Raw genomic sequence first — 15185 nt, 5'->3', positions numbered from 1 at the left:
ATGGTTCGATGACAGCGGTCGTCCAACCCACCAGTTCAGGCTACGGCGCATAATGACCTCAAAAAAAACAGCCACTGCGGTATCCGATCTGACCCTGGGCCCGGCCGCCAACGGCCCTGAGACCCCGAAGTCATCGAACAGCTCGCGTCCCCTGGCGACGCAGCAGTATCTGTATTTCACCGAGACCAACACCGACCGCATCCTCGATAACCTCGACGGCCTGCGCGATACCGTGTTCCCGCGCCCACCTCATCTGGTGGACGACGAGAGCGAACGTGACCAGCAGGAATTCCCTTCGGTGTGCCTGATCGGCCTGGGGCGCTGCGGCTCCAACATCGCCCTGGACGTGGCGGAACTGGTCTACAACGCCCGCAAGTTCTACCTCAACGAATTCAACAACGAAGACAAGGCCTACAGCGACAAGGGCTACCGTCCTGCGCAGTGGATCCGCAACAACCTGCGCCTGGGCACCGGCAAGGCGACCAAACCGGTGTTCCTGGTGGAGCCGCTGGTGATGCTCGGCGATCTGGACAAGGACATTGCCGGACGCATCCGATTCTCACGCAAGGGCGAAAAAACCGGCTTCCTGCGCGACTACAGCAAGATGAAAATCATGGACCTGTCGGAAGTCCATGCCGGTGGCGCCGGTAACGCGCCGATCCTGGGCCAGTACCTGGCCAAGATCATCCTGAACAAGGACACCCAGCGCTTCTCCAGCCCCGACTGGAAGATGATCCACTCGTACCTGATCGACAGCTGCGGCATCAAGGCCAACCAGTCGCGCCTGTACTTCTCGATCTTCAGCGCCGGCGGCGGTACCGGTTCGGGCATGGCCTCGGAGTTCGGCCTGGCCCAACAGCACTCGTACATGAACAAGACGTTCGACACCAAGCCGATGGATGAGCACGACGGCAAAAGTGGTCACTCTTTCGTCTTCGAACCAATTTTCACCAGCGGCATCTGCGTACTGCCGAACATTTCCGATCACCGCAGCGAAATGTCCGAAGCCCTGCACATTAACGCCGGGCGTCTACTGTGCAAGTACCTGTCGGAAGAATGGGATTTCTCGTACAACTTCGCTAATGAAGACAGCAGCGAAGCCAGCGTCATGGGCCGTATCCGCCCGTGGAACGCAATGATGCTGATCTCCAACGACATCATGCGCTACGCCGAAGAGAACGATGACGGCAACATCCAGAACATCGACGTCAACGCCATGGAGAAGCACGCCAACCAGTACATCTCCCAGCAGATCTTCAACATCCTGACGGCCCAGGCGGTCACCACCGATTACGACCAGAACTACTTCCGTCGTGCCGGCATCGACATCGGTGAAACCATTCGCCTGGACGCCAACGACTTGTTCATGAGTCTGGCCGGCCCCGTGGCGATTGCCTACGCCGAATCCGTCGTCCCGGAAACCCCGGCGCCAAGCAGCGACAAGTTCAAGGTGTTCGACAAAGAACCGCCGCGCCTGAACATCGACGACCTGTTCTTCCGCTCCATCGACCTGCCGCACTTCAATAAAGTGACCCAGGCCATCGAGGGGATCAGCCTGTTGCCGATCGAATCCAAGCGCTACCGGGCTTCGCTGGAGCAATACAAGAATTCCGGCTACGACGCCGCCGCCCTGCATGACCTGCACTTCTTCAAGAACTGCTCCTCGGTGGTGTCCATCGTTTCGCTGCCCAAGGACTACAAGCTGTCCTACATGGACCTGAACCGGCTCAAGACCCATCTCAACAGCCTGTTTCCCAACACCACCCTAAAGCGTTATGCCCTGGTGATCGGCGCATCGGCCAACCTGTCGCTGACCACCCTGATCGCCAAGAGCCCGTGCCTGTCGGATGACTTCCTGACCCTGATCGTGGCCTTCATCAAGCGCTGCTTCGCCCGCAACCCGTATCGCTTCGACGACACCCTGGACAACTCGATCCTGGACTTCATCATCAATGAAGACTTCGACGAGGAACGGATCGACGACCTGCTCAACGAATTCGAGAACCCGGCGAAGATCCTCGATACCAACTGGTACGCGATCAAGCCGATGTACGAGAAGAAGTACCGCGAACTCATCAACGACAAGGACAAGTTCGTCTCGATCAACGATATCCGCCTGTCCCGTGATTGTGTGAAGAAGGCCATCAAATATCTGCGCGAGATCTACCGCCATCGCATCGGCAAGACCAAGGTCATTTCGCTCAATAACCATACCGGCAAGACTTACTGAAGCTGTCGCGAGACCGCCGCGCATCTATCGCGAGCAGGCTCGCTCCCACATTGAATCGCGATCTTCCTGGAAGAAATCGGTCCTCCGTGGGAGCGAGCCTGCTCGCGATGGCGGCCTGGACAACACCCCGGAACAACATCCAGAAACAATTAGGCAGCCCGAAGGCTGCCCCATGAACTGTTCCCGTTACGTATACGTCACCCTGCCCTGTGGCGTTTCACCACGGCAGGGTGCCATCACGCTACTCAGCTACACACTTTTATTCGATCAAGATACGACCCAATTTGGTGCATCGATCAATTCGACGCCCTTTCCTGGATCATTATCCACGGCGAAACCACCACCGCCCACAGCAATGGATCGCGCTCCAGAAAATCCAGCGCCCGCGTTTCAGACAGCTTGGCGAGTTGCCCGGCGGCCAGCCAGGCGGCGACTTTATCGCCTTCATCCTGAGCGACTGCCTCGGCGGCGGCGATCAAATCCAGTGCCGGCTCGACCCATAACAGGGCACCCTTGGCAAAGAACGGCTCCAGCTCCTTCCAGGTGATGGATGCAGTTTCTCCAAGCAGTTTGGCATAGAGGGTGCTAGGTTCTTGATTCATGGGACTGTCCGGAAAAGAAATCGACGCGAATGATAACGTCGGTGGTCTGGCAGAAAAACCCGGTAGCAATTGGAGTACGATTGAAAAGCACAGCAAAGCCAGGGACTGCCGATTTGACCGGACATTGCCCGCCGCTATTCTGTCTTTTTCTTTCGATAAAGCGACACCCTCTGATTTTGCCCCCAAGCGCCAGCTTCCCTTGCCAACAACCGGCGCTCTACACTGTACCGGTACAGTTGCCGGGGGCATTTTCCGGGGGGATATCCAGAATATCTGACCCGGTTCTGCCGCTACGGCGCCAGGACTATAAAAACTACAACAGCATGAGTGGAGCACTATGACTAAGGCTACTAAGCAGATTTCCAAACTGTTTGCCGCTATGGTTCTGGCCGGGGTTGCCAGCCATTCGTTCGCCGCCGACACCATCAAGATCGGCATCGCCGGTCCGAAGACCGGTCCGGTGACCCAGTACGGCGACATGCAATTCGTCGGCGCGAAACAAGCCATCAAGGACATCAACGCAAAGGGCGGCGTCGACGGCAAAATGCTCGAAGCCAAGGAATACGATGATGCCTGCGACCCTAAACAGGCCGTAGCCGTGGCGAACAAAGTGGTCAACGATGGCGTCAAGTTCGTCGTCGGTCACCTGTGCTCCAGCTCCACCCAACCGGCTTCGGACATCTACGAAGACGAAGGCGTGATCATGATCACCCCAGCGGCCACCAGCCCGGAAATCACCGCCCGTGGCTACAAGCTGGTCTTCCGCACCATCGGCCTGGACAGCGCCCAGGGCCCTGCCGCCGGTAATTACATTGCCGACTACGTCAAGCCGAAAGTCGTTGCGGTCCTGCACGACAAGCAGCAGTACGGTGAAGGCATCGCCAGCGCCGTCAAGCAGACCCTCGAGAGCAAAGGCGTGAAAGTCGCCGTATTCGAAGGCCTGAACGCTGGTGACAAGGACTTCTCCTCGATCATCCAGAAGCTCAAGCAGAACAACGTCGACTTCGTCTACTACGGCGGCTACCACCCTGAGCTGGGCCTGATCCTGCGTCAATCCAAGGAAAAAGGCCTGAACGCCAAGTTCATGGGGCCTGAAGGTGTCGGCAACGACTCCATCTCGCAAATTGCCCAGGACGCTTCCGAAGGCCTGCTGGTGACCCTGCCGAAATCCTTCGACGCCGATCCTGAGAACCAGAAGATCGTTGCGGCCATCAAGGCCGACGGCAAGGATCCAAGTGGTCCGTTCGTGTTCCCGGCCTACTCCGCCGTCGAGCTGATCGCCGAAGGCATCAAGGCCGCCAAGAGCGACGACACCACCAAGGTCGCTGAAGCCCTCCACAAAGGCACCTTCAAGACCCCGACCGGCGAACTGTCGTTCAATGAAAAGGGCGACCTGAAGGACTTCAAATTCGTGGTCTACCAGTGGCACTTCGGCAAACCGAAAACTGAAGTTTCCCCTCAGTAAGCCAGGCCTAGTGTCCTGTTTCACAAATACGTTCTTTTTTTGTGATACGGGACACTCACGGTCAACGAGCCCACTGTGCAAGCAGTGGGCTTTGTTTTACGAGGTTTATGGGCCAGGCACCCGCGATCCGGGCGCTGGTTCACCTGAAAATCTTAAAACCGTCACCAGCGGTTCGCTGGCAAACGCTCCGTGCAAATGTGATCACAGAACACAGCACCGGGCCGGAACATGACTCCACCAGTGAAATGCGTATCGGGTTTTTAGGAGCGCTGTAATGCCTGAGATCTATCACTTTTTCCAACAGCTGGTTAATGGCCTGACCATTGGCAGCACCTATGCCTTGATAGCCATTGGCTACACAATGGTTTACGGCATCATTGGAATGATTAACTTCGCCCATGGCGAGGTCTACATGATCGGTTCCTACGTGGCTTTCATTGCCCTTGCCGGGCTGGCCATGCTGGGTATCCACTCACTGCCGCTGTTGATGACCGCTGCGTTCGTCGCATCGATCGTCGTGACCAGTGCCTATGGCTACAGTATCGAGCGTGTTGCCTACCAGCCCTTGCGTGGCAGCAACCGTCTGATCCCGCTGATTTCCGCCATCGGCATGTCGCTGTTCCTGCAAAACACTGTATTGCTGTCCCAGGACTCCAAGGACAAGTCCATTCCCAACCTGATCCCGGGGAGTTTCTCCTTCGGCCCGGGCGGTGCTGAAGAAGTCCTGATTTCCTACATGCAGATCCTGGTCTTTGTCGTGACCCTGATCGCCATGCTCGGCCTGACCCTGTTCATCTCCCGTTCCCGCCTGGGCCGCGCCTGTCGCGCCTGTGCCGAGGACATCAAGATGGCCAACCTGCTGGGCATCAATACCAACAACATCATCGCCCTGACCTTCGTCATCGGTGCCGCACTGGCGGCCGTCGCTGCCGTGCTGTTGAGCATGCAGTATGGCGTGATCAACCCGAACGCCGGTTTCCTGGTGGGCCTGAAGGCCTTCACCGCAGCGGTACTGGGTGGCATCGGCAGTATTCCGGGAGCGATGCTCGGCGGGCTGGTGCTGGGGGTGGCCGAAGCATTCGGCGCCGATATCTTCGGTGACCAGTACAAGGACGTGGTTGCGTTCGGTCTCCTGGTCCTGGTTCTGTTGTTCCGGCCGACCGGCATCCTGGGCCGTCCGGAGGTTGAGAAAGTATGAGCAAATATCTTAAACAGGCGCTGTTCAGCGCCCTGCTGGTCTGGGCCGTGGCCTTTCCGGTGCTCGGCCTCAAGCTGAGCATTGTCGGCGTCAACCTTGAAGTGCACGGCACCGGCCCGCTGACCCTGAGTGTCATTGCCTTGTGCTCGGTGCTGATGTTCCTGCGGGTGCTGTTCAGCCAACAGGTCGGCGCCGCGCTGCGCTCCAGCCGTGGCCCGCTGGTTTCGCCCAAGCTCAGCCAGTTCCTGACCCTGCCGCGTACCCAGCGCCGGATCATCATCGGCCTGATCGTGGTTGCGCTGGTCTGGCCGTTCTTCGGCTCCCGCGGGGCGGTGGATATCGCCACCCTGATCCTGATCTATGTGTTACTGGGTCTGGGCCTGAATATCGTGGTCGGCCTGGCCGGGCTGCTCGACCTGGGTTACGTGGGGTTCTATGCCGTGGGCGCCTACACCTACGCGCTGCTGTCCCACTACTTCGGCCTGAGCTTCTGGATCTGCCTGCCGATCGCCGGGATGATGGCGGCCACGTTCGGCTTCCTGCTCGGCTTCCCGGTGCTGCGTCTGCGGGGCGACTACCTGGCCATCGTGACCCTGGGCTTCGGTGAGATCATCCGCCTGTTCCTGCGTAACCTCACGGACCTCACCGGCGGCCCCAATGGCATCAGCAGCATTCCCAAGCCGACCTTCTTCGGATTGAGTTTCGACCGCAATGCAGCCGAGGGCATGCAAACCTTCCACGAGTTCTTCGGGTTGACCTACAACCCGGTGAGCAAAGTGGTGTTCCTCTATCTGGTTGCGCTGTTGCTGGCCCTGGCCGCATTGTTCGTCATCAACCGCCTGCTGCGCATGCCCATCGGACGTGCGTGGGAAGCGCTGCGCGAAGACGAAATCGCCTGCCGTGCCCTGGGTCTCAACCCGACCGTGATCAAGCTGTCGGCCTTTACCCTCGGTGCCACATTCGCCGGTTTCGCCGGCAGCTTCTTCGCCGCCCGTCAGGGTCTGGTCACGCCGGAATCGTTCACCTTCATCGAGTCGGCAATCATCCTCGCCATCGTGGTGCTGGGCGGGATGGGGTCGCAGCTGGGTGTGATCCTGGCCGCCATCGTGATGATCCTGCTGCCCGAAATGATGCGTGAATTCAGCGAATACCGCATGTTGATGTTCGGCGCCTTGATGGTGCTGATGATGATCTGGCGTCCTCAAGGTCTGCTGCCTATGCAACGCCCACACATGGAGCTGCGCAAATGAGCCGCGAGATCCTCAAGGTTGAAAACCTAAGCATGCGCTTCGGCGGCCTGCTGGCCGTCAATGGCGTGGCCCTGACCGTGAAAGAGAAACAAGTGGTTGCCCTGATCGGACCAAACGGCGCAGGCAAGACCACAGTGTTCAACTGCCTGACCGGTTTCTATCAGCCAACCGGCGGTAGCATCCTGCTGGACGGCGAGCCGATCCAGGGCCTGCCGGGGCACAAGATCGCCCTCAAGGGCGTGGTGCGCACCTTCCAGAACGTGCGATTGTTCAAGGACATGACGGCCATCGAGAATCTCTTGATCGCCCAGCATCGTCACCTGAACACCAACTTCCTGGCCGGCCTGTTCAAGACCCCGTCGTTCCGCAAGAGCGAGCGCGAAGCGATGGAGTACGCCGAGTACTGGCTGGAAAAGGTCAATCTCAAGGAGTTTGCCAACCGTACCGCCGGCACCCTGGCCTATGGTCAGCAGCGGCGCCTGGAAATCGCCCGTTGCATGATGACCCGTCCGCGGATCCTCATGCTCGACGAACCGGCCGCCGGCCTGAACCCGAGGGAAACCGAAGACCTGAAAGCCCTGATCGGCGTGTTGCGTGAGGAGCACAACGTCACCGTGCTGCTGATCGAGCACGACATGAAACTGGTCATGAGCATTTCCGACCATATCGTGGTGATCAACCAGGGCACGCCCCTGGCCAACGGCACGCCGGAACAGATCCGGGACAATCCTGAAGTGATCAAAGCCTACCTGGGGGAAGCGTAAATGCTGCAGTTCGAAAACGTTTCCACCTTCTACGGCAAGATCCAGGCCCTGCACAGCGTCAACGTGGAGGTCCGCCAGGGCGAAATCGTGACGCTGATCGGGGCCAACGGCGCCGGCAAGTCCACGCTGCTGATGACGCTCTGCGGTTCGCCCCAGGCCCAAAGTGGCAGCATCCGCTACATGGGTGAGGAGCTGGTGGGCCAGGACTCATCGCAGATCATGCGCAAGAGTATCGCCGTGGTGCCGGAAGGTCGTCGGGTGTTTGCCCGGCTGACCGTGGAAGAGAACCTCGCCATGGGCGGATTCTTCACCGACAAGGGCGATTTTCAGGAACAGATGGACAAGGTCCTGCACCTTTTCCCACGCCTGAAGGAACGCTTTACCCAGCGCGGAGGCACCATGTCCGGCGGTGAACAGCAAATGCTCGCCATTGGCCGTGCGCTGATGAGCAAGCCCAAGCTGCTGCTGCTCGACGAGCCCTCCCTGGGCCTGGCGCCGATCATCATCCAGCAGATCTTCGACATCATCGAACAACTGCGCAAGGATGGCGTGACGGTGTTCCTGGTGGAGCAGAACGCCAACCAGGCCCTGAAAATCGCCGACCGGGCGTATGTGTTGGAAAATGGTCGCGTGGTGATGCAGGGCACCGGCGAAGCGCTGCTGGTCGATCCGAAGGTGCGCGAGGCGTACCTGGGCGGGTAAGAAGTTGCAGTAAACAAAAGCGGCCTTCGGGCCGTTTTTTTTGCACCAGCTAGATGTGAACACCTTTGTGGCGAGGGGATTCATCCCCGCTGGGCTGCGAAGCAGCCCCCATCACAGCAGCCTCAATCTGCCTGACTCACCGAGTTGCCTGGTTTGGGGCTGCGTTGCAGCCCAGCGGGGATAAATCCCCTCGCCACAAAAGATGGAGATGCTTCTTTTAATCTCTTTCTGTACACAAATTTCGCGGTGATCAAAAATAATTCGAAACTCGCTGTAACACTTCCCCACCTCCCCTCTCTAGTTCAGCAGACCGGCGCTGAAGCCGGTTCATTTCCCAAGAAGAACTGGAGAACCATCATGTCCGCTACCACCCGTACCCTGTCCGCCTCCGCCCTGGTCCTGGCCCTCGGTTCCGCGTTGAGCATCGCCGCCGTATCGACCGTCCACGCCGCTGACGACAACATGGAAAAATGCTTTGGCGTGGCCATGAAAGGACAAAACAACTGCGCCGCCGGTGCCGGCACCACCTGCGCCGGTACCGCCAAGATGGACTACCAGAGCAACGCCTGGAAGCTCGTTCCGAAAGGCACTTGCATGACCACCATGAGCAAGACCTCGCCAACCGGTTTCGGTCAGCTCGAAGCCTACAAAGCCAAGTCCTGATTCACTGCCTGCCTGAGTGTCGACCATGACCACGTCTTGCAAACCTGCTTTCACCGGCATTCAGGCAGCCAGCGTCGAGCTCCCGCCCCGTGCCGGGCTGGGGCTCAAGACCGGGCACTTCCAGCAAGTGCTCGGTTCCAGGCCGGACATCGGTTTCTTTGAAGTCCACGCCGAAAACTACATGGTGGACGGTGGTCCGTTCCACCATTTCCTGGGATTGATCCGCGAGCAGTATCCGCTGTCGCTGCACGGCGTAGGCCTGTCCATCGGTACCGAGGGCAAGCTGGATGCGACACACCTGCAGCGCCTCGCCGAACTGATCGAACGCTATCAGCCCCAAGCCTTTTCCGAACACCTGGCCTGGTCCAGCCATGGCCCGGTGTTCCTTAATGATCTGCTGCCCCTGGCTTACGACGCGCCGACGCTGAACCGCGTCTGCGCCCATATAGGACAAGTGCAGGATACCCTCAAGCGCCCGATGCTGTTGGAAAACCCCGCCACCTACCTGGCATTCCAGCGCTCGACCCTCGACGAGGCGGACTTCATCAGCGAAGTGATTCGCCGCACTGGCTGCGGGCTGCTGCTGGATGTCAACAACCTCTACGTTTCCTGCATCAATCATCAACGCGATCCACTGGCCTATCTCGATGCGTTGCCGTTGCAGGCAGTGGGCGAGATTCATCTGGCCGGTTTTGCCGAAGACTCCGACAGTCTCGGCGACCGCTTGTTGATCGATGATCATGGCGCGCCCATCGACCTGGCGGTCTGGGCGTTGTACCGACAGGCGCTGGAACGTGTCGGCCCGGTAGCCACCCTGATCGAGCGTGACAATCAGGTACCGGCTTTCAGCGTCCTGTTGGCCGAAGCCTATCAGGCCGACGAACTGTTGCTGTCTGCGAGGAAGCCGACATGAGCAGCCAAGCCGCGTTCACCGCCGCCCTGCTCGACATCCGGCAACCATGCCCGGAAGGCTTGTACAGCTCCAACGGTGCAGACCCGGCCAGCCGTTTCGCCGTGTACCGCAACAACGTCCAGGGTTCACTGATCAATGCATTGGCGGAGGCCTACCCGGTGGTTCGGCAGTTGGTCGGGGATGAGTTCTTCCGGGCCATGGCGGCCGCTTACGTGCAAGTTTCAGCCCCCCATAGTCCGTTGATGAGTGGCTATGGCGCGGATCTGGCCGACTTTATCGAAGGCTTCGAACCGGCGTCCTCCGTACCGTATCTGGCGGATGTCGCCAGGTTGGAAAGATTGCGCACCCTCGCCTATCACGCTGCTGACGCTCACCCTCTGGGCCATGAGCAGATCGCCGCAGCACTCGCCGATCCACAATCCCTGGACGGGCTGTGCGTAACCCTTCATCCATCCGTGCGCCTGTTCGATTCAGCGTTCGCGGTCGTAGCGATCTGGGCTGCCCATCAAACGGACATCGGGCTCGCCGAGATCGACCCGAACCAAGGGCAATACGCGTTGGTACTGCGCAACGGGCACGAGGTTGAAGTCTTTGCCCTGGACCGCGGTGCCTTCACTTTTCTGCGCAACTTGCAAAGTGGCCAACCGCTCGGGCAGGCGCTGGCCTGCGCACCCACGTTCGACATTACACAAACCCTGGCACTGCTGATCAGTCACGGCGCCATTACCCGCCTGCATCACGACAAGGTATCGCCATGAATAGCCCGGTCATTCGCGCCATTACCCTGCTGGAGAAAATCCCCCACAGCCTGATCGCGTTCATTGCGCGGTTTTCCATTGCGGCAGTGTTCTGGAAATCCGGGCAGACCAAGATCGAAGGTTTGGCCATCGACTTGATCGATGGCACCTTCCAGATCGGCTGGCCACACCTGGCCGACTCAACCATCCCGTTATTCAAGAGCGAATACGCCATCCCGCTGCTGTCACCGGAAATCGCCGCACACCTCGCCGCGTTCGCCGAGCATTTCTTTCCGGTACTGATCCTGCTGGGGTTTGCCACACGGTTTTCGGCGCTGGCGCTGCTGGGCATGACCCTGACCATTCAGCTGTTCGTCTATCCCGACGCCTACCCGACCCACGGCACCTGGGCGGCGGTATTGCTTTACCTGATGGCCCGGGGCCCCGGCGTGCTGTCCATCGACCACCGGATTGCCGTGTGGGAGCGAGCCCGCTCGCGATAGCGGTGGGTCCGTCAACAACTGTGCTGAGGCTGAGATTGCTATCGCGAGCAGGCTCGCTCCCACAAGGGCTGGGGTGATGCCTCGCTATTGCTGGAGTCGGTCAAGCGCCTCACCACTGCGCTTGAACCAGTCAATCAAATAATCGGCCAGCACCTGGGTGCGTTTGGGCAGGCCGCCCTGATAGGGATGTACCAGATACATCGGCATGCGACGGGTCTGAAAATCCCGCAGGAGCCAACACAGGCGTCCATCCGCCAATTCTTCATTCAGCAGGTAGGACGGTAGCCGAGCGATTCCGGCACCCGCCAGGGCGGCTTTTTTCAGCAAGCTGTAGTGATTGCTGGCGAACGGACCCGACACCCGGACCCGCAGCAGCTCGTGTTGCTGGTGGTACAGCCACTCTTCCCGACCACTGTAGTGGCTGTTGAGCAGGCAGCGATGTTCAGCCAGGGCCTGGGGGGTTTGTGGTTCGCCGTACTGATCGAGATAAGCCGGGCTGGCGCAGGTCATCTCGTGCCACGCCAGCAACGGCCGGGCGACCAATCGCTCATCGATGGCAGCGTCGGAGCGGATCGCCAGGTCGAAACCGTCCCGGGTCAGGTCGCGATAACCGTTACTGAGCTCCAGTTCGATCTGCACGTTGGGGTACGTGTGGGCGAACTCCAACAGCAGTCCTTCAAAAAAGGTTTCGCCCAACGACACCGGAACCGTCATACGCACCGGTCCGGAAATATCGTCCTTCAATCGAGCCAGTGCCTGACGCGCCCTTTGCACCTGAACCAATAGCGCTTGGGCCTGGGGCAGCAAGGCCGCCCCGGCCGCCGTGAGGCTCAAGCGCCGAGTGGTGCGCTGCAGCAACACCACCGAGAAACGGCTTTCCAACAGGCTGATACGCTTGGACAGCTGGCCCTTGCTGCACCCCAACTGCTGGGCCGCCAGAGTAAAACTGCCGGCCTCGATCAAAACGGCAAACGCCGCCAGGTCATCCATCTCGCTCACTGGATTGTTTCCAATAGAAAACCAAAGGTTGCCTATTAGCACGCTTATCAATGAAAAAAACCACTCTAGACTGCAGTCTCGTTTAAGCCACTGAGGAACAGTCCATGAAAATCCTGTTGATCGGCGCCAACGGCACCATTGGTTCGGCCATTGCCAGCGAACTGGCACCACGCCACGACATCATTCGAATCGGCCGCAACAGCGGTGAACTGCACGTCGACATCAGCGACAGCGCCTCGATCCGCGCCCTGTTCGAAAAAGCCGGGCGTTTCGATGCGCTGATCTGCGCCGCCGGCAGCGTCACGTTCGCACCGTTGGGCGATATGACCGAAGAAAGTTTCGCCCTCGGCTTGAAAGACAAACTGATGGGCCAAGTCAACCTGCTGCTGATCGGTCGGGAGTTCGCCAACGACGGCGCATCCTTCACCTTCACTACCGGTGTGCTGAGCCACGACCCGATCAAGAGCGGTGCTTCGGCGGCGCTGGTCAACGGGGCCCTGGACAGTTTCGTGCGGGCGGCAGCCATCGAATTGCCACGGGGCCTGCGAGTCAACTCGGTGAGCCCGAACGTGCTGCTGGAGTCCATGGACAAATACGCCCCTTACTTCCGCGGCTACAAACCGGTGCCGGCCGCCGATGTGGCACTGGCCTACGCAAAAAGTGTCGAAGGCCTACAAACCGGCCAGACCTTTCACGTAGGTTGAATAGCACTTTGCCTACGCTCCCGCTTGTGATGCGGGAGCAGTCTGAGTAACGTGGCGGCACCTGTCTGGAGACCCGATGATGCGTGCCGCCCGTTCCCTGTTGTGTGTTGCCCTCCTTCCCCTGTTCGCTGGCTGCCAACTGCTCGACGCCCCGCGCCAGAGCGCGTCCCACGCCGGCCAGACACGCATGCAAGGCGAACTCACGGCGGCCGACGGCAAGCTGGTGTTCCAGCCGTGCCAGGAACAACGTCGCTACATCGTCAACGACAGCGGCGGTACCAGCGTGCTGCAACAGGCCGCCGCCCTGGCCGATGAGCGCGGCAAGCTGTTCGCCGACGTGCGCGGCCATATCGTCTCCAGCGCCACGGCGGGGGCCGACAGCCAACTGGACCTGGAGCAGTTGTATCGCCTGGAACGCTCGGGCACGGCCTGCGACGATGGCGACTTCAAACGGCTGGTCCTGCACGCCGCCGGCCACGGCCCGGAGTGGAGCCTCAAGGCCAGTGGCAAGGGCCTTGTGCTGGAACGTGACGGCCAGCCTGCGCTGGCGGTACCGTACCTTGAAGAGCAACTGGGGGACGGTCGTTTCGACCTGAGCACCGAAGCGAATGGCCAGAAAGTCGAGCTGTGGGTCGCGCCCCAGCGCTGCGTCGACAGTGTCAGCGGCAGTGTCCAGCACATGAGTGCCGAGCTGCGGGTCAATGGCGCGGTCCAGCGTGGCTGCGCCTACTTTGGTGGTGCGCGTAACGACTGATTCACTGTGACAGGGGATTGCAGCTTATAATCGCCGGTTTGAAGAACGCCCTGGCGCAGTTGTGCGCCCCGCGAACCGGATCCCGTCATGTTACGAATCACCGAACTCAAGCTGCCGATCGACCATCCCGAAGAAGACCTGCGCCCTGCCATCCTGCAGCGCCTGGGCATCGCCAGCGATGACCTGCTCGACTTCACCTTGTTCAAGCGCAGCTACGACGCGCGGAAAAAATCTTCCGAACTGTGCTTCATCTACACCCTCGACCTGACGGTACGCGATGAAGCCGGCCTGCTGCGCAAGTTCGCCGACGACCGTAACGTCAACGAAGCGCCGGATGTCAGCTACAAGATGGTCGGCCAGGCACCGGCAGGCCTGGACGAGCGGCCGATAGTGGTCGGTTTCGGCCCGTGCGGCATCTTCGCCGCCCTGTTGTTGGCGCAGATGGGCTTCAAGCCGATCGTCCTCGAACGCGGCCCGGAAGTGCGCCAGCGCACCAAGGACACCTGGGGCTTGTGGCGCAAAAGTGTGCTCAACCCCGAATCCAACGTGCAATTCGGCGAAGGCGGCGCGGGGACGTTTTCCGATGGCAAGCTCTACAGCCAGATCAAGGACCCGAAGTTCCTCGGTCGCAAGGTACTGCACGAGTTCGTCAACGCCGGGGCGCCGGAAGAAATCCTCTATGTCAGCAAACCGCACATCGGGACGTTTCGCCTGACAGGCGTGGTGGAAACCATGCGCGAACAGATTCGTGCACTCGGCGGTGAAGTGCGCTTCCAGCAGCGGGTCACGGACGTGTTGATCGAGAACGGCCAACTGGTCGGTGTCGAACTGGCCGGCGGTGAACGCATTCATTCCAGGCATGTGATCCTGGCCCTGGGCCACAGCGCCCGGGACACCTTCCGCATGCTCCACAGCCGGGGGGTGTACATGGAAGCCAAGCCATTCTCGGTGGGTTTCCGTATCGAACACCCGCAATCGCTGATCGACAGCGCGCGCCTGGGCAAATACGCCGGTCACCCGAAACTCGGCGCCGCCGACTACAAACTGGTGCACCACGCCAAGAATGGTCGTTCGGTGTACAGCTTCTGCATGTGTCCAGGCGGCACCGTGGTGGCGGCGACGTCCGAGCCGAACCGCGTCGTGACCAACGGCATGAGCCAGTATTCGCGTAACGAACGCAACGCCAACTCCGGCATCGTCGTAGGGATCACCCCGGAAGTCGATTATCCGGGCGGTCCACTGGCGGGGATCGAGCTACAGGAACGCCTGGAATCCCACGCTTTCGTACTCGGCGGCAGCAATTACGAAGCTCCGGCTCAACTGGTGGGCGATTTCATCGCCGGCAAACCGTCCACGGCTTTGGGCAGCGTCGAACCTTCCTACAAGCCCGGGGTTTCGCTGGGTGACCTGGCCCTTGCGCTGCCAGACTTCGCCATCGAAGCCATCCGCGAAGCCCTGCCGGCCTTCGAGAAACAGATTCGCGGCTATTCGCTGCACGACGCCGTGTTGACCGGGATCGAAACCCGCACCTCATCGCCGCTGCGCATCACCCGCAACGAATCGCTGCAGAGCTTGAATGTGAAGGGCCTGTACCCGGCAGGTGAAGGCGCCGGCTATGCCGGCGGGATTCTGTCGGCGGGCGTGGACGGGATCCGCATTGCCGAAGCGGTGGCGCGGGGTATCCTCGGCCTCGAAGCCTGA

16 protein-coding genes are annotated in these 15185 nt (G+C 60.1%); 14 read left to right on the top strand and 2 right to left on the bottom strand.

The features are described 5' to 3' along the window. Positions 1 to 52 precede the first annotated feature (52 nt). The gene (locus AD665_RS16275; protein WP_053192804.1) at positions 53 to 2230 is read left to right on the top strand and encodes a hypothetical protein; all 2178 of its coding nucleotides are present in this window, start codon (positions 53 to 55) and stop codon (positions 2228 to 2230) included. Positions 2231 to 2526: 296 nt separating this feature from the next. Here AD665_RS16275 and AD665_RS16270 read toward each other — a convergent pair whose 3' ends face one another. Further along, a complete protein-coding gene (locus tag AD665_RS16270) occupies positions 2527 to 2832 on the bottom strand; it encodes a DUF2288 domain-containing protein (RefSeq protein ID WP_024776370.1) in 306 nt (101 codons plus the stop codon). Between AD665_RS16270 and AD665_RS27410 the strand changes: the two genes are divergently transcribed. The 10 genes from AD665_RS27410 (at position 2831) to AD665_RS16225 (ending at position 11027) form a co-directional block, all read left to right on the top strand. Beyond that, positions 2831 to 3109 carry a hypothetical protein gene (locus AD665_RS27410; RefSeq protein ID WP_057430961.1) on the top strand — a complete coding sequence of 93 codons (279 nt, stop codon included), beginning with the start codon at positions 2831 to 2833 and terminating at the stop codon, positions 3107 to 3109. The genes AD665_RS16270 and AD665_RS27410 overlap by 2 nt on opposite strands. Before the next feature lie 60 nt (positions 3110 to 3169). Beyond that, a complete protein-coding gene (locus tag AD665_RS16265) occupies positions 3170 to 4297 on the top strand; it encodes a branched-chain amino acid ABC transporter substrate-binding protein (protein WP_024776369.1) in 1128 nt (375 codons plus the stop codon). Between the two features lie 274 nt (positions 4298 to 4571). Continuing rightward, positions 4572 to 5495 (top strand): high-affinity branched-chain amino acid ABC transporter permease LivH, encoded by a 924-nt coding sequence (gene livH, locus AD665_RS16260; RefSeq protein ID WP_024776368.1) that lies wholly within the window; start codon positions 4572 to 4574, stop codon positions 5493 to 5495. Beyond that, positions 5492 to 6745 (top strand): high-affinity branched-chain amino acid ABC transporter permease LivM, encoded by a 1254-nt coding sequence (locus AD665_RS16255; protein WP_024776367.1) that lies wholly within the window; start codon positions 5492 to 5494, stop codon positions 6743 to 6745. The genes livH and AD665_RS16255 overlap by 4 nt, the downstream gene beginning before the upstream one ends. Continuing rightward, a complete protein-coding gene (gene livG, locus AD665_RS16250; RefSeq protein ID WP_024776366.1) occupies positions 6742 to 7509 on the top strand; it encodes a high-affinity branched-chain amino acid ABC transporter ATP-binding protein LivG in 768 nt (255 codons plus the stop codon). The genes AD665_RS16255 and livG overlap by 4 nt, the downstream gene beginning before the upstream one ends. Then, a complete protein-coding gene (locus AD665_RS16245; RefSeq protein WP_024776365.1) occupies positions 7510 to 8211 on the top strand; it encodes an ABC transporter ATP-binding protein in 702 nt (233 codons plus the stop codon). A gap of 357 nt (positions 8212 to 8568) precedes the next feature. After that, a complete protein-coding gene (locus AD665_RS16240) occupies positions 8569 to 8874 on the top strand; it encodes a BufA1 family periplasmic bufferin-type metallophore (protein WP_024776364.1) in 306 nt (101 codons plus the stop codon). A 25-nt stretch (positions 8875 to 8899) separates the two neighbouring features. After that, on the top strand, positions 8900 to 9787 hold the full coding sequence (gene bufB, locus AD665_RS16235; RefSeq protein WP_053192802.1) for an MNIO family bufferin maturase: 888 nt from the start codon (positions 8900 to 8902) through the stop codon (positions 9785 to 9787). Further along, positions 9784 to 10545, top strand: a complete 762-nt coding sequence (locus AD665_RS16230) for an HvfC/BufC N-terminal domain-containing protein (protein WP_053192800.1) — start codon at positions 9784 to 9786, stop codon at positions 10543 to 10545. Before bufB ends, AD665_RS16230 begins: the two co-directional genes overlap by 4 nt. Beyond that, a complete protein-coding gene (locus AD665_RS16225; protein WP_053192798.1) occupies positions 10542 to 11027 on the top strand; it encodes a DoxX family protein in 486 nt (161 codons plus the stop codon). The genes AD665_RS16230 and AD665_RS16225 overlap by 4 nt, the downstream gene beginning before the upstream one ends. Before the next feature lie 84 nt (positions 11028 to 11111). On the opposite strand, the gene AD665_RS16220 is transcribed toward AD665_RS16225, so the two are convergent. Next, entirely contained in the window at positions 11112 to 12026 is a 915-nt protein-coding gene (locus tag AD665_RS16220) for a LysR family transcriptional regulator (RefSeq protein ID WP_053192797.1), read from the bottom strand. Between the two features lie 104 nt (positions 12027 to 12130). On the opposite strand from AD665_RS16220, the gene AD665_RS16215 reads away from it, so the two are divergent. The 3 genes from AD665_RS16215 to AD665_RS16205 all read left to right on the top strand — a co-directional run bounded on the left by AD665_RS16215 (position 12131) and on the right by AD665_RS16205 (position 15185). Then, positions 12131 to 12730, top strand: a complete 600-nt coding sequence (locus AD665_RS16215; RefSeq protein ID WP_053192796.1) for a short chain dehydrogenase — start codon at positions 12131 to 12133, stop codon at positions 12728 to 12730. A 79-nt stretch (positions 12731 to 12809) separates the two neighbouring features. Then, the gene (locus AD665_RS16210) at positions 12810 to 13484 is read left to right on the top strand and encodes a COG3650 family protein (RefSeq protein ID WP_053192869.1); all 675 of its coding nucleotides are present in this window, start codon (positions 12810 to 12812) and stop codon (positions 13482 to 13484) included. An 87-nt stretch (positions 13485 to 13571) separates the two neighbouring features. Further along, positions 13572 to 15185: an NAD(P)/FAD-dependent oxidoreductase gene (locus AD665_RS16205; RefSeq protein WP_053192795.1), complete on the top strand. Its 1614-nt coding sequence runs from the start codon at positions 13572 to 13574 to the stop codon at positions 15183 to 15185.

Origin of the sequence: Pseudomonas corrugata, from assembly GCF_001269905.1 — a bacterium.
GTDB lineage: Bacteria > Pseudomonadota > Gammaproteobacteria > Pseudomonadales > Pseudomonadaceae > Aquipseudomonas > Aquipseudomonas corrugata.
This window is presented reverse-complemented; position numbering and strand designations above follow the sequence as displayed.